12 protein-coding genes and 1 pseudogene are annotated in these 18,064 nt (G+C 70.2%); 8 read left to right on the top strand and 5 right to left on the bottom strand.

What is annotated here, in order from left to right:
* Window position 1: 1 nt before the first annotated feature.
* Together ACZ7OH_RS20655 and ACZ7OH_RS20660 are read right to left on the bottom strand one after the other, a co-directional pair.
* Window positions 2-1,162, bottom strand: coding sequence for an exonuclease SbcCD subunit D (locus ACZ7OH_RS20655; RefSeq protein WP_470282218.1), 1,161 nt, complete (start codon window positions 1,160-1,162; stop codon window positions 2-4).
* A 43-nt stretch (window positions 1,163-1,205) separates the two neighbouring features.
* Window positions 1,206-2,948 carry an ATP-binding protein gene (locus ACZ7OH_RS20660; RefSeq protein ID WP_400903314.1) on the bottom strand — a complete coding sequence of 581 codons (1,743 nt, stop codon included), beginning with the start codon at window positions 2,946-2,948 and terminating at the stop codon, window positions 1,206-1,208.
* Window positions 2,949-3,454: 506 nt separating this feature from the next.
* On the opposite strand from ACZ7OH_RS20660, the pseudogene ACZ7OH_RS20665 reads away from it, so the two are divergent.
* From ACZ7OH_RS20665 to ACZ7OH_RS20680, 4 genes and pseudogenes are all read left to right on the top strand, one after another.
* Window positions 3,455-3,908: pseudogene (locus tag ACZ7OH_RS20665) on the top strand (sigma-70 family RNA polymerase sigma factor).
* A gap of 816 nt (window positions 3,909-4,724) precedes the next feature.
* Window positions 4,725-5,387, top strand: coding sequence for an HU family DNA-binding protein (locus tag ACZ7OH_RS20670; protein ID WP_400903309.1), 663 nt, complete (start codon window positions 4,725-4,727; stop codon window positions 5,385-5,387).
* Window positions 5,388-5,648: 261 nt separating this feature from the next.
* On the top strand, window positions 5,649-5,840 hold the full coding sequence (locus ACZ7OH_RS20675; protein ID WP_470282219.1) for a hypothetical protein: 192 nt from the start codon (window positions 5,649-5,651) through the stop codon (window positions 5,838-5,840).
* 174 nt (window positions 5,841-6,014) lie between these two features.
* Window positions 6,015-6,425 (top strand): histone-like nucleoid-structuring protein Lsr2, encoded by a 411-nt coding sequence (locus ACZ7OH_RS20680; protein WP_400903304.1) that lies wholly within the window; start codon window positions 6,015-6,017, stop codon window positions 6,423-6,425.
* A 631-nt stretch (window positions 6,426-7,056) separates the two neighbouring features.
* Here ACZ7OH_RS20680 and ACZ7OH_RS20685 read toward each other — a convergent pair.
* The gene (locus ACZ7OH_RS20685; RefSeq protein ID WP_470282220.1) at window positions 7,057-7,743 is read right to left on the bottom strand and encodes an HU family DNA-binding protein; all 687 of its coding nucleotides are present in this window, start codon (window positions 7,741-7,743) and stop codon (window positions 7,057-7,059) included.
* Between the two features lie 307 nt (window positions 7,744-8,050).
* Window positions 8,051-8,740, bottom strand: a complete 690-nt coding sequence (locus tag ACZ7OH_RS20690) for a M15 family metallopeptidase (RefSeq protein WP_470282221.1) — start codon at window positions 8,738-8,740, stop codon at window positions 8,051-8,053.
* 176 nt (window positions 8,741-8,916) lie between these two features.
* On the opposite strand from ACZ7OH_RS20690, the gene ACZ7OH_RS20695 reads away from it, so the two are divergent.
* The 4 genes from ACZ7OH_RS20695 (at window position 8,917) to ACZ7OH_RS20710 (ending at window position 15,596) form a co-directional block, all read left to right on the top strand.
* Window positions 8,917-9,603 carry a DUF7019 family protein gene (locus ACZ7OH_RS20695; RefSeq protein WP_470282222.1) on the top strand — a complete coding sequence of 229 codons (687 nt, stop codon included), beginning with the start codon at window positions 8,917-8,919 and terminating at the stop codon, window positions 9,601-9,603.
* Entirely contained in the window at window positions 9,604-12,909 is a 3,306-nt protein-coding gene (locus tag ACZ7OH_RS20700; RefSeq protein ID WP_470282223.1) for a protein kinase domain-containing protein, read from the top strand.
* 181 nt (window positions 12,910-13,090) lie between these two features.
* Window positions 13,091-13,762: a DUF2637 domain-containing protein gene (locus ACZ7OH_RS20705; protein ID WP_470282224.1), complete on the top strand. Its 672-nt coding sequence runs from the start codon at window positions 13,091-13,093 to the stop codon at window positions 13,760-13,762.
* 670 nt (window positions 13,763-14,432) lie between these two features.
* A complete protein-coding gene (locus tag ACZ7OH_RS20710) occupies window positions 14,433-15,596 on the top strand; it encodes a toll/interleukin-1 receptor domain-containing protein (protein WP_470282225.1) in 1,164 nt (387 codons plus the stop codon).
* Here the strand turns inward: ACZ7OH_RS20710 and ACZ7OH_RS20715 are convergent.
* The gene (locus tag ACZ7OH_RS20715; protein ID WP_470282226.1) at window positions 15,593-18,058 is read right to left on the bottom strand and encodes an RNaseH domain-containing protein; all 2,466 of its coding nucleotides are present in this window, start codon (window positions 18,056-18,058) and stop codon (window positions 15,593-15,595) included. The genes ACZ7OH_RS20710 and ACZ7OH_RS20715 overlap by 4 nt on opposite strands.
* Window positions 18,059-18,064: the final 6 nt, after the last annotated feature.

The following is an 18,064-nucleotide window of genomic DNA, read 5'->3' on the forward strand; positions in this document are numbered from 1 at the left end:
GTCACACCCCGCTCGTCTCTTCGTCGTGCAGCCGCGCGAAGAGCGACTGGACGCGCTTGTCCTCGACCGTGCGTTCTTCGCAGTAACTCGCGAACAGCTCCCCCGGCGAGCGGTCCGCGACCGCGCGGTCGCCGCTCGCCGTCGTCACCGGGGCGGCGAACTCCGGGTCGATGCGGATTTCCAGGGCCTGGGGCAGGGCTTCCTGGATCTCTTCGCGCAGCCCGGCCCTGGTCGCTTCGCGGACGTAGACGCGGAGGTAGTCCTCGCCGAACTCCTCTTTGCGGCCGACGAGCTCCGCCACCGTGCCGTGCACGGTCCGCAGCCGCCGCCCCTGCGTCATCGGGATTTCGGTGATCTTCGCGGGCGTCGTCGGCGTCACCTCGACGGCCAGGACGACGCTCTTGTTGTCCTGCTCGCCGAAGTCGACGGCGAACGGCGAGCCGCTGTAGTGCACCGGGCACGCGGCGGGCAGCGACTGGCGCCGGTGCAGGTGGCCCAGCGCCACGTAGTGCGGGTCGGCGCCGAACGCCGTGGCCGGCACGTGGTATTCGAAGATGGACTGCGCCGCGCGCTCGCCGCCGCCCATCGTCCCGCCGGTCACCGTCAGGTGCGCCATGACGAGGTTCACCGCGCCGGCGGTGAACCCGGTCTTGAGGTGCTCCAGGATGTCGCGCACGCGCTGGTCGTACTCGCCGACGTTGTCCGCCGGGGTCCCGGCGAGCAGCTCGGCCGCGCGGACCGCGTAGCGCTGGGAAAGGAAGGGCAGCACGGCGACGTTGACGCGTTCGCCGGTCGACCGCGCGTCGAACGAGTAGACGCCGCCGTCGTGGACCGGGCGCGGGTCGCCGGTGAGCTGGATGCCCGCCGCCTTGAGCAGCGGCCGGTACGCCTCGAACGTCGCGGCGTGGTCGTGGTTCCCGGCGATGGCGATGACCTCGGCGCCGGTTTCGCGCAGCGCCATCAGGGCCCGCACCACGAGCTCCTGCGCGGCCGCCGACGGCGCCGACGTCTCGTAGAGGTCGCCCGCGACGAGGATCGCGTCGAACTGCTCCTCCCGCGCGATCCGGACGATCTCGCCGAGCACCGCACGCTGCTCGTCCAGGCGGTTGCGGCCCTTGAGCGTCTTGCCGACGTGCCAGTCGGAGGTGTGCAGGAACTTCACGCTTCGTCCTTCCGTTCTTCCGTGCGGTCGGCGGGCGGCGGGCTCAGAACGGCGGCGGGTCGTCGCCGAACGGGTCGCTGCCGCGCGTCGGCAGGCCGGCGAAGGGATCGGACTTCTTCGACGACGCGGTGGTCGCGGGGATCTGCCCGGCCTCGGAAAGCCGCGTGGCCCAGGCCGGGAAGGGGAAGCCGACCGCGATCGGCACCGGGATCTCCGGCTGGCTCACGAACATCGTGCCGGGTGTGGCGAGCGTCGCACGGACCCGCTGGCTGGCCGGGAGGAAGCCGTATTCCGGGCGCGAGGCCTCGGCGGCGTCGAGGCGGCCGACGATCCGCACCGAACTGTTGCTGACGATCCGGCGTTCGACCTCGCTGGCGGTCTGCTGCGCGCCGATGAGGATGACGCCGAGGGAGCGGCCGCGCTCGGCGATGTCCAGCAGCACCTCCTTGATGGGGCTGCTGCCTTCGCGCGGGGCGTACTTGTTCAGCTCGTCCAGCATGGTGAACAGCAGGCCGCCCGGGCCCGCGGCTTCCTTGCGCGCGGTTTCCGCGGCGAGCGTGACGCCGACGACGAACCGCTGCGCGCGCTCGACGAGGTTGTGGATGTCCACGACGGTGACTTGCTGGTTCTCCGTGGACAGCTTGCGCGCGGCGTGATCGGTGAGGTCGCCGCGGATGAGGCCGTTGAGCGCGCGCTGGCTGGACCGCAGGCGCCGGATGAACGCGTTGACCGTGCCGGCGCCGGTGACCGCACCCGCCCAGCTCGCGCGGGTTTCCTCGTCGGTGACGCGCTCGCAGATGACGTCGATGAGCTCGGCGTAGGTGCGGCACAGGACGCCGTCGACGTTCGCGGCGCCGTCCTTGCCCGCGGGGGTGCTGTCGAGCCGCAGGCGGTTCGCGACCTGGTGGATGACCATCGTGTACTGGTTGCGCTCGTCTTCGGCGTCGGCGAAGACGTAGGGCAGCAGGTCGTTGGCGCAGAACTCCGCGATGGTCCACCAGAAGGCGCCGACGCCGGAGGTCCGGCCGGTGACGTAAGGCTTCCCCGTGGTGTCCGACGGCGTCGGCGGGGCGTAGAAGCCGACGGACGCGAAGGGCTCGGCGGGCAGGCCCAGCTTGAGGTATTCGTCCCTGAGCTTCTCGTCGAGCGCGCGGTTCGGGGTGTCGAGGAACAGCAGGTCCTCGCCCTTGACGGAGAAGACGAGGGCCTTGGCGTTGTGGGCGTTCGGCAGGGCGCCGCCGCGGAAGATCGAGTGCAGCAGGAACAACGCGAACGACGTCTTGGTGGCGACGCCGGAGACGCCGGAGATGCTGACGTGCGCGCCACGGGTGCCGTCGAGGAAGTCCATGTTGAGGTAGACGGGTTCGCCGTCCCGCCCCAGGCCGACGGCCACCTGGCGGGTCATGTTGTCGAAGTACAGCGCCTGCGCGCGATCCTCCCCCACGGCCCGCTGGACGACGGCCCCCGGCCGCGGCGGCACGTAGCACTCGGGCTCGACGCGGGTCGTGGCGATCTCGGCGATCTCCTGCACCTGCGCGGGCAGGACGCCGTCGGAGATCAGGAAGACGTCGCTGCCGAAGCTGGCACCCTCGTGCCGCGCGCTCACCTGCGTGACGACGCCGTAGGAGGTGACTTCGCCGAGGCCGGGGAGTTCCCGCCGGGTGACGACGACGTCGTCGAGCTGCAGGTAGGCCTCGGGATCGATGGCCACGTGGAACTGCAGCGGCGTCGAGTCCTCGGTCCCGGCCACCCGGCCGACCACGGTGGTGAGCGTCTCCTGGTCCACGGTTCTCCCTGTCCGCCCGGGTCTTCCTCCCGCGGCAGACTAGCCCGCCGGACCGACAGTCCCGCGCCCAACACGGCGTTGTGCGTGCTGGGTACCGGAGTGGTCACGCTGGGCCGAACGAGTGAGTTCACCCTACGGGGAAGATCTTCAGTCACCGCAGGCCTTTTTCCGTCACTTACCTAGATGGGCGTCCACGGTGACCAGAGCGGCCGAACAGATGTCCGACATCGCACGGTGCACCGGGTCTTCCCGCGGACCCCTACCGGCGCCCGAACATCCGGATCCGGCGTGACGGACGGTCGACCTCGCCAAGTTCGCTGTGAAGCTGGACGGCTCCATCCCCGACACACAGATGTTCGCGGAGGACGCGGTCACCGAACTGGTCATGCGCCCGCTGCAGCGGGCCGGCCGGGATCCGGTCCGGAACGAGAGCGCCTGGCTGTACCGCACGGTGCGAGGTGCGCACGGAAGCCGTCCGGCGGAATGTCCTGCGGCAGGCCGCCGCCCTGCGCACCGTCGCGGTGCCGGTTGCCGCCGCGGTCGAGGGAGATCCCCGGGCAGTGGAACGGCTGCTCGCGGCCATCCGGCCGTTGGTGGTGCGTCCGCGGACGACGTCGCACAGGAAGTGTGCCTGGCGGTGCTCACAGCATTGCCTTCGTACCGCGACCAAGGCTGCCGTTCCCGGCGCACAACCGGGCCGAACCTGTGGCCGAGCTTCCCGACGAGGCCGACGAGGCTGCCGGTCCCGAACTGCAGCGGGAGCTGAACGAGCGGATGTCGCGGTTGCTCGAAGTGTTGCCGGACAAGCAGCGGGAGATCGTGGTGCTGCGCGTGGTCGTCGGCCTGTCGGCCGAGGAGGTTGCCGAAGCCGTGGGGTCCACTCCCGGCGCCGTCCGCGTCGCCCAGCACCGCGCCCTAACGCGGCTGAGGAAGGTCCTGACCGCGCAGGAGGTGATCTGAGTGGGCAGGCGCGAAACCGGGCCCCACCAGGCGGTCGTGGTGGTCGACGTCTCCAGGTACGGGGACGCTCGCCGGACCAGCGGGCACCGGCTGGTCCTGAGGCAGGCGCTGTATCAGGCCCTGCGGCGGGCTTTCGCCGACTCGGGCGTGCCCTGGAAGGACTGCCGGCACGTCGACTGCGGTGACGGCGTGCTGGTCCTGGTGCCGCCCGGAATCCCCGACTGGCCCCGCACACCCGAGAGGTCGTCCACGACGAGTACGGCGTTACGGCCCCGTCGATCCCTTCCGGCTGCCGGAAGCCGCGCAGGTGAAGGCCGCTTTACTGTCGCCACCGACTCCGTTCGCCTTGATCACTTCCGCCTGGTTCCACGGGGAAGTCGTCCGGCGGACACCGTCGATCGGCGCCACCCCGTCGAAGTTGCGGTGGAGGAGACCCACGCGGCGCCCCGGCAAGCCTGATCCGGGGGCCGCCGGCGGACCTGGGAACCCCCGCCGCTGCGCGGGATCGGCCTCGGGCACACGCCGGGAGGCCTCACACCGGCGTGTCGCGCAAAAAGTCGCCCGGAGGGGCCCCGGGTCCTATATGGACGACCACTGTGGACGGCTCCGCCATAGCATTTTGCCTGCTCAGAGCCATGGTCGAGGTCCGGGTTCCATTTCGGGTCGCGTCGCACGGACGTCCCTCGGGAGGCGGAACCAGCGCCCTCGCAAGGAAATATTTCACCCCCCGGTTGGATTTTGTGCGGTATTGGTAATACCGTGTGCAGTGTCGGCCGAGATGGGCCGTGACTAGTAGTTCCACTATGGAGGACTGGAATGACGAACAAGGCCCAGCTGATCGAGGCGCTGTCGGAGCGTCTGGGCGACAAGAAGGTGGCTTCGCAGGCCGTTGACGGTCTGGTGGACATCATCATCCGGACGGTCAACAAGGGCGAAAAGGTCAACATCACCGGCTTCGGGGTGTTCGAGAAGCGTGCCCGTGCGGCCCGCACCGCCCGGAACCCGCGTACCGGTGAGGCCGTGCGCGTCAAGAAGACCAACGTGCCCGCCTTCCGCGCCGGGACCACCTTCAAGGACGTCATCTCCGGCAGCAAGAAGCTGCCCAAGGCCACACCGGTCAAGCGCGCCACCGCCGCGACGACGACCCGCGCGACCGCCACCAAGGCCGCCGCCGCTCCGGCGAAGGCCACCACGACCCGCACCACCCGCGCCGCGGCCGCCAAGCCGGCCACCACGCGCTCGACGACCACGCGGACCCGCGCCACCGCGGCGAAGCCGGCCGCCAAGGCCACCGCGACCAAGGCGGCCCCGAAGACCGCGGCGGCGAAGACCACCGCGGCCAAGGCCACCACCGCGAAGGCGACCACCACGCGCGCCAAGGCCGCCGCCAAGCCGGCCGCGACCAAGACCGCCGCCGCCAAGAAGCCGGCCGCTGCCAAGGCGCCCGCCAAGCGCACGTCGGCTGCCAAGAAGAAGTAGTAACCAGGTTTCACCCCGGAAGGGCCCCGCACCGGCTGGTGCGGGGCCCTTCGGCGTTGCGGGGGCACGCGGAACCGGTCCCGGTCACACGCTCCCCACACGGCCGCTGAAGAGCGGAAGAATTCACCGCTCACGCGCCGAGGACAGCTGTCGCCCGGGTGAGGATTTGCGCAATGCCGCCCGAAGAATCGTTCCGACGGTTGCCGTCCCGCCGAGCGGGTAACCGAACACCACGGAATTGCCCCCGGCAAGGGAGTTGTGATGGCGGCGAACGAGAAGCACGAAGACCCCGAAGCGGAGCTCGCCCGCTCGCGGCAGCACATCGAAGAGGCCAAAGAGGCCGCCCGGGAGGCCGAGCTCACGGACCCCGTCGACGAGCAGGCCGACGAGGCGCTCGAGACGGATCCGCCCTACCACTACGGCGAGCAGGGTTCGACGCCGTCCGGGACCTAGTGCCCGGGTTTCCCCCGCCGTGCGTCCAATCAGGACGGCTGAATCGCGGGAAGTCCCGGGGAAATTGCCGTACCGATCCCCGGGTGGATACACTCCACCTGAGAACGTCGGTCATTGTGCAACTTGTCACACGTCACGTTCCCCGGACGCACATCCAGCTTGAGGAGCATTCCCGTGGCCCAGAAAGTCCTCGTCGAGATCCTGGACGACATCGACGGCAGCACCGCCGCCCAGACCGTTCAGTTCGGCCTCGACGGCGTCACTTACGAGATCGACCTTTCGGACGAGAACGCCGCCTCCCTGCGTGACGAGCTCGCCCGCTACATCGCGGCCGGCCGGCGCATCGGCGGCCGCAAGGTGCGCGTCGCCACCGGGCAGTCGACCACGACGAGCACGACCGACCGCGAGCGCAACCAGCAGATCCGCGCCTGGGCGAACGCGAACGGCTACGAGGTCTCCGAGCGCGGCCGCCTGTCCTCCGAGGTGATCGCGGCCTACGAGCAGGCCCAGGTGGCCGAGACCGAGGCCCCGGCGGCGCCGCGCAAGCGCGCCCCGCGCAAGAAGGTCGCCGCCGCCAAGAAGTAAGCGCGGTGGCCGGTAGATCACTGGGGAGAGATCGAGGCGCGACCCGCCGGCGGCGAGGACGAACCGTCCTCGCCGCCGGCCGAGGCCCCTCACGCGGGTGGAAGTCCCGCACTCATGCGAACCCGACCAGCCCTTCCGGGCGTCGATGTGGTCGCACTGGAACAGCTGCCCGGACGCGGATCGACGGCGTCCGCCACCGGCACCGCCATCAGGCCCGCTGAGATCGCCGCGGACGCCTTGGCACGGATCTTCTTGGTTGCCCCTCGTTCGGCCAGGCACCAACACCTCAGGGTGCATCCTCCGCGGCCCGCCCCGCCGTCCGGGGCACCAACACTTCAGGGCGCATCCTCCGCCGCCCGCCCCGCCGTCCGGGGCACCAACGCCCCAGGACGCGTCCTCCGCGGCCCGTCCCGCCATCCGGGGCACCAACACCTCAGGGCGCACCCTCCGCCGCCCGCCCCGCCATCCCGGGCACCAACCGCCCCAGGGTGCATCCTCCACGGCCCGTCCCGCCGTGCCGAGGCACCAACGCCCCAAGGCGCATCCTCCGCGGCCCGCCTAAGAAAGCCCCCATAACCCGAAGGGCCCCGCACCGAGGTCGGTGCGGGGCCCTTCAGGGATGAAACGGGAGTTACTTCTTCTTGGCAGCCGACGTGCGCTTGGCCGGGGCCTTGGCAGCGGCCGGCTTCTTCGCCGCGGTCGCGGTCTTCGCGGCGGCGGCCGGCTTGGCGGCAGCAGCCTTCGCCCGCGTGGTGGTCGCCTTCGCCGGGGTGGCCTTGGCCGCGGTGGTCTTCGCCGCCGCGGTCTTCGCGGCGGCCGGCTTCGCGGCGGGGGCCTTGGTGGCCGTGGCCTTCGCGGCCGGCTTGGCCGCGGTGGCGCGGGTCCGCGTGGTCGTCGCCGGCTTGGCCGCGGCCGCACGCGTCGTGCGGGTCGTCGTCGCCTTGGCCGGAGCCGCGGTCGCGGCCGCGGTCTTCGTGGCCGTCGCCCGGGTCGCGGTCGCCGTGGCGCGCTTGACCGGGGTGGCCTTCGGCAGCTTCTTCGAACCGGAGATGACGTCCTTGAACGTCGTGCCGGCGCGGAAGGCGGGAACGTTGGTCTTCTTGACCTTCACGGCCTCACCGGTGCGCGGGTTGCGCGCGGTACGAGCGGCGCGAGCGCGCTTCTCGAACACGCCGAAGCCGGTGATGTTGACCTTCTCGCCCTTGTTGACCGTCCGGATGATGATGTCCACCAGACCGTCAACGGCCTGCGCAGCCACCTTCTTGTCGTCGCCCAGACGCTCTGACAGCGCCTCGATCAGCTGGGCCTTGTTCGTCATTCCAGTCCTCCATAGTGGAACTAGCCGTCAGGCCCATCTCGGCCGACGTCACACAGCGTATTACCAGGAGGGCACAAAATCCAAACAGGGGTGACCCTGAACTCCGTTGTGTCGCCTAGGAAGTTCCCGCAGGCCATCGGCGGCTCCGGCACGGGCTCGCCGACGAAACGGCTCTGACCTGCGATTTGGCCTCACGCGAGCGAGCAAAGTCCATATTGGACAGGGTCGGCAGTCGATCAGCTGTTCGATGTCGGTCGCGGAAAACCCCGGGCGGCGCAACGAGGATCGGACGCGGCGCGCCGGGATGTCAGGGCTTCTCGAAGTGCTGGTAGTCGATCGGGGTGTCCCAAGAACCGCCCCAGATCCAGCCACGGGTGGTGAAGGCCTGCTCGGTGGCGTCGCCCGCGTGGATCATGCCGGGCACGGTCTGCGTCCGGTCGACGTACGGTGCGCCGTTGGGCGGGTAAACCGCTCCGCTGCCGGAGATGTAGGGGTTCTGCACGGTGTTGATGTCGATGGCGCGCCCGTAGGAGTGGTTGGACCAGGCGGTGCCGCGGGTGATCGCCCGGCAGTTGAACGCCGACGTGTTGTTCGCGGCCATCGACGCGTCGTCGTCGGAGTCGTACTTCTCCACCGTCTCCATCCGTTCGATGGGGAACCGGCCGAAGTACAGGTCGGCGAAGACGCGGGCGACCTCGGTGGCGCGGTCGGCGTTGACGACCAGCTCGCCCCGGTGCACCGCGCCGTCGAACCCGACGAAGTTCAGGCTTACCAGCCGCAGCTGGTCGGGACCGACCGGGCAGCCCTCGTGCCAGCTGGAACCGAGCCGCTCCGCGGTGACCGGCTTGATGACGGCGACGTAGGCGGTCAGGCCGCTGCCGGCCGGCGCGGCGAGTTCCACGGTCCGGGCCGGGGAAGCCGACGCCGGCACCGTGCCGGCCAAGACCGCGGGCAAGGCGAACACGAGGAGAGCAAGCAATTTCGTTCTCAGGTTCATGAAGGAAACACACTTCCTTTGGTGTCCACTGAAGGGTCGAAAGTTGCCAGCGATGCGCGAATAGCGTCAACGCCCCGAAATCGTTTCGCCCCCCACTGAAGCGTCTTTTGGCGGCCCGGAACCGGCAACCTCTTCGGCGGGCACGCCGTGACCAGGCCCGTCTCGACGGCGGCGGTATGCTCGGTACGGCGCCGTCGGGGATGGGGAGCACGTTGTCGTTCCGGTACTACTTGTACGTCAGTGACAGCAAAGTCGACATGCTGCTCGCGCAGATGGACCCGGCCTTCACCCGCAAGCGCACCACCGAGGTGAGCCTGAACCTGAAGATCTTCGGCGGGAAGCGCGCCTCGGAGGCCCCCGCCGGCGGCGAGCGCACGGCACGGCTGCAGCGGGTGGTGCGTTACCTGGAGGACCACGGCGACCTCGGCACCGTCGATGAGCCCGGCCAGTTCTTTTGGGGGCTGATGCCGCTGCGCTGGGGGCCGTTCCCCGCCGAGCCGACGCTGGCGTACTTCGGCGGCAGCGCCGAGGGCACCGTGGTGGGCCTCGGCGGGTCCGGCAACCACTTCCTCGGCGCCGCGCCCGCGGCCGCGCCGGCCATCCCCCGGTCGCTGACCCCGTCGCTGCTCGCCGGGTTGCGCGCGGACCCCGGGATCGGCGCGCTGGCCGAGACGATCAAACACCCGGACGACGCGCACCACCGCGCCGCTTTGGCCGCCGTGCACCGGGCCAACGAAGCCATGCCGGGGCCGGACCAGAACCTCGAGTTCGTCGCCAAACGCCTGCTGCACGGCCCCAGCCCGACGACCGCGGGAACGCGGGTGCTGCTCGGCAGCCCCTTGTACGTCGCGCTGGTGGACTAGATGTGGTCGCCGGGGGACGTCGTGCTCGGCGTGTACGAGGTCCGCGACGTCGTCACGACCGGCGGGATGGGCCTGGTCTACCGGGTGTGGCACCGCCAGTGGGGCATCGAGCTGGCCGTCAAGACCCCGCGTCAGGAACTGGTTTCCTCCCCCGCCGACGCCGAGCGGTTCGAGGCCGAGGCGGAGGCCTGGGTCGGTCTCGGCACGCATCCGCACTTGGTCAGCTGCGCCTACGTACGCCGGGTCGACGGCACGCCAAGGGTTTTCGCCGAGTGGGTCGACGGCGGCAGTCTCGCCGAAGCCGTGCGCGGTCGCGCGCTCTACCGCGATGGCCACCGCACGGCGGTCCGCCGGATCCTCGACCTGGCCATCCAGTGCGCCTGGGGCCTCGGCCACGCGCACGAGCGAGGCGTGGTCCACCAGGACGTCAAGCCCGCCAACATCATGCTGGACGTCGACGGCGCCGCGAAGGTCACCGACTTCGGCCTCGCCCACGTTCGGGCGCCCGGCGGCACGCCGGCGCCGCTCGTCACGGCCGCCGGCGGGATGACCCCGGAGTACTGCTCGCCCGAACAGGCCAGGGGCGAGCGGCTCGGGCCGGGGACCGACGTGTGGTCGTGGGCGGTGAGCGTGTTCGAGATGTTCGCCGGCGGACCGCCCGCGATGTTCGGGCACGCGGCGGCGAGCGTGTTCGAGCGGTTCCTCGAGTCCGAACCCGGCGACGCGCTCCTCCCGCCGATGCCCCGGGGTGTCGCCGATGTCTTGCGGCGCTGCTTCACCGACGATCCAGAAGCGCGCCCGTCGGACTTCGGCCCGATCGCCGACGAACTGGCCGAGGTCTACCGGGCCGCGGTGGTCGAGCCGTACCCGCGGCAACGGCCGGACGAGGCGCCGCTGCTCGCCGACGGCCTGTCCAACCGCGCGCTTTCCTTGCTGGACCTCGGGCACGCCGAGCGGGCGGACGGGCTCTGGGACGACGCGCTGAGGATCGACCCGCACCACCCGCACGCCACCTACAACCGCGGGCTGCGCCGGTGGCGCGTGGGGACGCAGACCGACCGGCAGCTGGTCGCCGAACTGGAAGCGGTGCGCCTGGGCCACGCCGGCGACCGGACAGCCGACCACCTGCTCACGCTCGTCCACATCGAACGCGGCGACAAGGACGCGGCGCTGCGCCTGCTGCGGGATCTGCCCGACAGCCCCGACACCGAGGCCGCCCACGCCCTGCCGGACCGCCGCGTCACGACGAGGCCCGGCACGGTCTACACGGACCGGAAGAACCCGATCGCCTTGAGCGCCGACGGCCGGGTGGCCGCGGTGACGTTCCTGGACGCGGAGATCGAAGTCTGGTCGCTGCCGGACGAACGGGTGCGGCAGATCCTGACCGGGCACGAAAACCGCGTGCGGTCGGTGTCCTTGAGCGCCGACGGCCGGGTCCTCGGGTCGGTCGACGGGCACGGCCGGGTGCGCGTCTGGGACACGGCGACGGGGGAATGCACCCGCACCGTCGAGCTGCCGCCGGGCGAGGTCGAGGCCGTCGCGGTCAGTCCCGACGGCACCCTCGTGGCCGCGGTCGGCGACGACGGCTCGGTGCGGCTGCTGCGCGACACCGTCGACGTGCTCGGCGGCACCGCAGCGGAACCCGTCGGCGGCCTCGGCTGGGCGATCGCGATCACCGCCGACAACCGGCGGGTGGCCGTCTTCGACGGCAGCGACTGGACGTTGCGGATAGTGGAAGTCAGCACCGGCGCGCTGCTCTGGGAACACGCCCGCCTGCAGGGGAACTGCACGATCAGCCCCTCTGCGCGGTTCGCCCTCTCCGCCACGGAAGCCGGCGAAATGGTGCTGCTGGACCTGACGGCGTTCGAAGCCCGGAACCTCGGCAGCGCCGTGCCGTGGGGCGGCGGCTTCGGCTGGCTGGCCGTCGCCGACGACGGCCGCACCGCGGTGAAGACCTTCGACCTGCTGCTGCAGGGATGGCGCCTCGACGAGGGCCGGTGCACGTTCACCACCACCGTGGAATCGCGCAGCCCGATGACGGTCGCCGCGGACGCCGAGGGCCGCGCGGTGCTGGTCGTCCTCGGCAGCCGCACGCCCCGGACCGTCCACACCACCGCGGTCGTCCACATCCCCGAACCGGGGCCCGCCGCGCCGTGGAGCTACGCCCGTCCGCAGCCGACCGACCGCTTGGCCGGGGACGCGCTGGTGGCCGCGGAGAACCTCGACCTGGCCCGCGACCTCCTGGAAACCGGCCGCCACACCGATGCCCGGCGGCAGCTGGAGCTCGTGCGCGGGATGCCCGCCTACCGCAGGCACCCCGAGCTCCGGACGTTGTGGCGGCGGATCGGCGCGGTCAGCGAACGGACCGCCTTCGCGGGCGTGTGGCCCACGCGTCGCTTCGACGACGTCCTGATCGGCCGGACCGCGGTCACCCGGAACCTGCGCTACGCCTTCGCGGACCACTTCGGCCGCGGCGTGCGCGTCCACGACCTGCGCACGGGTGAGGTGCGGACGGCGCGGGACCAGCACGAGCTCGCCTTGGAGTACGCGATCCCCTGCGCCGACGACCGGCACGTGCTCGCCGAAGACTCCGAGCGCGCCGAAGTGTTGTGGGACCTCAAGACGGCCCGCCTCGCCGGGGTGGTCGTCCGGGACGACGGCGGACAGCCCGTGCTGAAGGTCGAGAACCCCGCGTTCGAGTTCGTGCGCCGGAACGGGATCAGCGTCCTGCGCAACCGGCTGACCGGCCAGGGCGTGCACGGGTGGTCCGTGCACGCCGACGAGCGGGTCGTGCTGTCCGGCGACGTCGCCGTCCTGGTGAAGGACGACGGGCGCACCCGCGTCCTCGATGCCCGCACCCTCACCGCGGTGCGCGAGACGGCCCTGTTCTCCGGCGGGCTCGTCCGCCTCCGGCACACCCACCCGGGCGGCGGGGTCGAGACGACCGGGGCCGGGTCCATCGTGGCCAGTGCCGACGGCCGGGTCGTCGTCGCCACCCGGCAGAGCTTCGACAACCACGGGGACATCGTGCTGGCCGTCGCGGGAGCACCCGAAGCCGTGGTGGACGTGGCCGACGAACGCGTGACGTCGTTGGCGTTGACCGCCGACGGCGACCTCCTGCTCACCGCGGCCACCCGGCAGATCCGGCTGTGGCACGTGCCGACCGGCAACCTGGTCACCGAGATCGAATGCGCCGAGGAGGTCGGCGCGGTCGAGATAGCGGCCGACGGGTGCGCAGCCCTCGCCGTCGTCGGTTTCCGCCACATCCAATGCTGGGAACTGGACTGGGACTACCCGCCGCGCTGAAAAGTCCGGGAAGGACGATCACCGGGCGCACGAAAAAACCCGCCTGACCTGGGTCAGACGGGATTTCGGCGTACCCCCGACCGGGTACGAACAGCATCCACCCGGCCAATCAGCGGTCTGACCTGCAAATATCCGCAACTCTGACGCTCGTCGAGTTCGGCCGGGGCCGACGGGGGCGGTCATGAAGACACCCTCTCGCATTGAGCTCACGCTCGGCGTTCAGTGCTTCTTCACCGGCCTCGTCGCCCTCGGAGCTGCCTTCGCCTCCTATCGGCACGGCCTCCACTTCGCCCTGCGGTTCGGTGCAGACGAAGCGACCGCCTGGATCTGGCCCCTGATCGTCGACGGCCTACTCACCATCGCGACCGTCGAACTCTGGAAAGCCGCGGGGAGCAAGTGGCAGGCCTGGCTCGCCTTCATCTTCGGCATCTCCCTCTCGCTCTGCGCCAACATCGCCTCGGCACCCGAACTGAGCATCTTCGGCATCATGGTCGCCGCTTGCCCACCGCTGGCGCTGCTGCTCTCGGTCGAGCTGCTGAACCGAGCGCTCAAGCGCCGTCGCTCGTCGCCGACGCCGGCTTCCGACGTGCCTCAAGAGTCGACTCCGGATGAGTTGTCCACAGTTCTGGATCACCCGGTGGACAAAACTGCCGAGCAGCGTATGTGGGAGTTCTACGAGGCCGAGTGCCGGCAAGGACGCACCCCGACCGGCGCCGAGCTCGACCGGATCGCCGGCACGCACAACTACGGGCGCCGGGTCCTCCGAAAATGGCGCGCCGCGGACAAGTCACCTCAACCGAAGGACCCGGCCCAGCCGCAGAAGCCAACGGCACAGGCGCTCCAAGAGAAGTAGGAGGCGGCCTTCAGCCATCGCAACGTCGGCAAACCGTGCCAGGGCTCCGAGGCACTCGTGCAGGCTCGGAGCGGCGCAATCCAGTTGCCTGGACATCCCCCACCCGGGTGTTTCACGATTTGGGGATCCCATCTCGTTGCGGCCGCGATACAGGTTCCCTGGAGCGTGCACTCACCGATAGCGCGTCGGATCGGTTCTCTGCCGGCATCGGGGAGGCCAAACGTCGGCGTAGTACGACGCCCCAGCGCCTTCGCGGGACGTTCTGGTCGTAACAGCCGAGACCACCGGATCGACATCGGCACTGCAGCACCCACCGCAGGCCCGGGATCGGCGAATCTCGCGGCCGAGCGCAACTGAGGCGCTATCGCCGTGGGCTACTGATGCAGACACTACGAGCCCGGTGACGGCAGCATCGAAGGAATCACGGAGCGGCCCGAACTGCTGACCGCAACTGGGGAGCCCACCAAGCGTGCGACGGGATCACGATGGGACGAACACGTGCATGGAACGGCCGGGCTGAGTGCGGACGCTACGATCAGTCAACGGGCTGAGCCATCGTTCAATGCTGTGCCTCGACGTGTCCGCGCACTCGAACTGCTGATACCCGAGTGACCTCGGCCACCGATCGGCCGGCACCGGTGTCGGCAGCAGATCTTGCAGGAGGAAGCAGGTGCCCACGGGTCCGGCCAGCGTGGCCCTTGTCGCCGCCGAAGGCAGCGGGAAACGGGTCGATACGGCTCCGGACGGAGTCGGTATCGGAGAACTTTGTCTTCTCTCGTGGCAAGTTCATCCTGCCGAGCGACCGGCAGGGCAGTTCGCCGGTTCAGCCGTCTACCTGGTGAAGGTCAACTACGAATTGCGCCTCCGGCCGGATCTGGCGCCGATGCAGTGGTTCGAGCTGGGTCTGCGGTTCGGCTCGGGTGAGTCGACGGTGGTGGCTGCGGTGCCGCGCACCTCACGCGATCCCCAAAAGGCCGCTTCGTACGCCGTCACCGACTACCTCGAACTGGTCAAAACGGAACCCGGGGGAACCCGAGGCCTGCACCTGCCCGAGATCGACGACTCCATCCGCCTTTACGAGGTTCCCGGTTCGTCGGTCCGGTGGCAGCATCGGTCGGACCACCCGGACGGGGTCGAACCGGGGACGCGATCCGCCTGGTTGGTCCTTCTGGTCCCCGAAGGCCAAGACCGGGTGTCCGTTGAGTTGTCCGTGCGCTACGACCTCAGGACCGGGGAAGACGCGCCGTACCGGCCGATGCAAGAGCCCGCCGAGTTCGTCATCACCCTCCGTCGAGAGGACTTCGAGCCCACGGTGGCCCCGGTCGCCTCCGACCGCCGAGCGGCGCGAGAGAAAAGCGAGCCGTCGGTTTTCGTGTGCTACGCACACGACTCTCCGGAGCACAAGGCGAACGTGCGACGATTCGCCGACCTCCTCATCCACGCCGGCGTCGACGTGCACATCGACCAGTACGATCCCCCGATTCGCAAGGACTGGGCGCACTGGGCCTACGAGCACCTCCGCCGGCGGGACTTCGTCCTCGTCATGGCTTCGGAGATGTGCAAGGCGGTGGGCGACGGCGACGGCGAGCCTGGCCGGCACCTCGGACTGGACTCGGAGTTCAACGCCCTGCGGACCTTGTACCAGCGCAACCCGGAGTGGCGGCAGTACGTTCTTCCCATCGTGCTTCCCGAGTGGACCGAATTCGACCTTCCGCTGTTCCTCGCACCGGCCACGATGGACTACTTCCCCGTGCTCGACTACACGAGTGGAGGCGTAGTGAACCTGCTCCAAACGATGCGGTCGACCGAACGCCGCACCTGGGAGCCCCGCTAATCGTCCCGACCCCGGATCCGGTAGTCGGGGTGGTCCTTGTCCGCGGTGATGCCGAGGTGCAGCGGGCCCGGCGTCAACGTCCGCCCGTCCCAGGCAATCGGCTGTTCGCACAACCGCGCGGCCAGTGCCGCGAGCTCCACCGGGTTCCACGACCCCGGGCGAGCGACGACGAACTCGCGGCCGGTGTAAGCGTGCCACGGCACACCGAGTTCCTTCCGCAGGTTCTCGGGCAGGTTCCACCGGGTGTACAGCGTGCCGACGCGGCCGCCTTTGCTGCCGAGCGTGACGGAGGTTCCGGCGAACAACCAGGACGGCACGGCGCTCCCGACCAGCCGATACACCTTCCGGCCGGGCGCCGCCGGCTGCCGCTCGTCGTCCGGGAGGTGGTGCTCGCCGAACCGGGTGACCGGCCTGCCGAGGTCTCCCATCTCGGCGTGCGAACGGACGACGGCCACATCGACACCGTCCGCAGCCAGGGTGTCGCCCGGCAGGTCGCCCGCCCCGAGCAGGCTGTTCTGGAGTCCGGACCACACCGTCCGAGTGGCCTGTGCCTGCACGAACACCACGATCGGGACTGTCGCCAGATCCCCGGCCACGAGGTCTCCGAGCCGCCGTTCGACTTCATCGCGCGTCACCGCCGCCTGCGGTCCGTACCGGCCGAGTCCCAGAGAGCCGATGGTGCCGGCGTGGAAGTCGGTCAACCCGTCCGCCGCCCGGACCCACCGGCGTTGCCGGTCGCTGTACATCAGCACCCGCCAGTGCTCGAGGTGGTCGGGATCGGCGAGGACTGCCGTCAGCACGAGGACGAACGCGTTTCGTCCGTCGTAGGTCTGCTGGGCTCGCGCACTGATCCCGACAAGCAGTGTCCTGCGGTTCAGCCGGTTCTTCAGGTTTTCGCGGGCCACAGCGATCCGGATTCGCTCATCGAGCACTCCGCAGGACCTCAGGAGATCTCGCAGGGCCGCCCGCGCCGCGTGCTTCTGCGAACCGGCACTCGCCGGACGAGCTCCGGCCGGCAGCACCGCCGGCTCCGTCGCCAGGAACTGAGTCGGCACGCCGCGGTGCGCTAAGAGGCGGCGTAGGTGCGGTTTCGCATCGAAATCCCGCGGCGGTGCGGCGGGGTGGAATTCTGTCTCAACCCACGCGGCAACGAGGGTTTCAGGGTCGGCTGGCAAGTCCAGAGCGGCTAGTTCGGCGGCCCGATTCGGCGTGTCGTGATCGAGGAGCGCCGGACAGTGGCGAGCGATCACTTCGAGCCGTTCGTGCACCACGGTCGGTAGCTCCCCGCCGGCGGGGCGTACGCCGGTCAGCTCGTCCAGCTCGGCGAACATCCGATCGCGCGTCTCCGCGGTGCGGTAGAGACACGCGATGGTCAGCTTCTTGGCGCCCGTCGGGCCGATCGCGGCCGGCGCCAGACCTCCTGCCGGGTACTTCGCTACCCGCGTCGGCAGCTTGATCTCGGCGTCTTCGACGTACTCGAGCGGCTCGACCAGCGGCAAGCGTGCGGTGATGTGGTCGTGCAGACGAGCCATGAAGCGCGGACCGAGTCCGCTGCCGAGCGCGTGAAAGTCTGCTGACTTCAACTTCGGGCGGAAGGTGCCCGACATGCCGCCGTCGGCGTCGGGGGCGTTCAACGGCCTGAGCTGACAAGCAGCCAGGGGCGCCGCGAAGGCCGGGTCGAAGAAGTGGATGTATCGGGCTTCGCTCTCCTCCCAGCGACCGAGCACCGGCAGGTAGGCAATCGGAGCGTCCGGTTCGCGTTCGACCCAGGCGGATCGGTACCACCGGGCCAGTGGATCGAGCCGGGACAGGTGGGCGTCGAAGGCGAGGACGAGGTCGTCGACACCGGGCCGGGTCACCAGCCGCATGGTGACGTTGGCCAGGGAAGCCGCCTTGCCGTTGGTGCTCCGGACGAGATCGCGGTCGTCCCACGCCACCAGCCGGCCCTCGGTGTCCATCCGCAGCCGGATCGCACGGTCGTCCACCTGCATCGGCTCCGCCGCCAGCGATCGGGCGATCTGCCAGGCGGCCACGCGGAAGACCCACGGCGGGGCGAGCGGCGCGCGACCGGGCACGTACTCGACAAAGTCGCCGAACGACCGTTCGCTTTCGGGCTCAGGCAGGAGGTCAGCGAGCACCGGGGTCCCGCCGCCCCGTAGGTGGGATTCCCAGGCACGGACGGCGACCCGGAGCCGGTTGTCCAGCGCGCTGTCCGTGGTCAGCAGGAGCGCCTTGGCACCGGCATCAGTGTCACGTCCACCCAGCTTCTTCTGGCCGAACATCCGCACCGGCTTGCCTGTCGCGGCGACCAGCCCCGCGGTCAACGTGCTGTAGGTCGGCAGCTCGCCGGGCAGATCCGACCATGCCGACGCGAAGCCGTCAGTGAGCGGGTAAGCCGTCACCGAGCCGAGGACGGCGTCGAGGTGTTCACGCGGGACGCGGTAGGCCAGTGTGGTCAGCATGGGTGC

The organism is Amycolatopsis sp. NPDC114478 (assembly GCF_055633805.1).

What these genes read in the sequence shown, in the direction of transcription:
- ACZ7OH_RS20670 (WP_400903309.1), top strand. Translation starts at nt 4,725, where the DNA reads ATGACGAACAAGGCCCAGCTGATCGAGGCGCTGTCGGAGCGTCTGGGC.
- ACZ7OH_RS20675 (WP_470282219.1), top strand. Translation starts at nt 5,649, where the DNA reads ATGGCGGCGAACGAGAAGCACGAAGACCCCGAAGCGGAGCTCGCCCGC.
- ACZ7OH_RS20685 (WP_470282220.1), bottom strand. Translation starts at nt 7,743, where the DNA reads ATGACGAACAAGGCCCAGCTGATCGAGGCGCTGTCAGAGCGTCTGGGC.
- ACZ7OH_RS20690 (WP_470282221.1), bottom strand. Translation starts at nt 8,740, where the DNA reads ATGAACCTGAGAACGAAATTGCTTGCTCTCCTCGTGTTCGCCTTGCCC.
- ACZ7OH_RS20695 (WP_470282222.1), top strand. Translation starts at nt 8,917, where the DNA reads ATGCTCGGTACGGCGCCGTCGGGGATGGGGAGCACGTTGTCGTTCCGG.
- ACZ7OH_RS20700 (WP_470282223.1), top strand. Translation starts at nt 9,604, where the DNA reads ATGTGGTCGCCGGGGGACGTCGTGCTCGGCGTGTACGAGGTCCGCGAC.
- ACZ7OH_RS20705 (WP_470282224.1), top strand. Translation starts at nt 13,091, where the DNA reads ATGAAGACACCCTCTCGCATTGAGCTCACGCTCGGCGTTCAGTGCTTC.
- ACZ7OH_RS20715 (WP_470282226.1), bottom strand. Translation starts at nt 18,058, where the DNA reads ATGCTGACCACACTGGCCTACCGCGTCCCGCGTGAACACCTCGACGCC.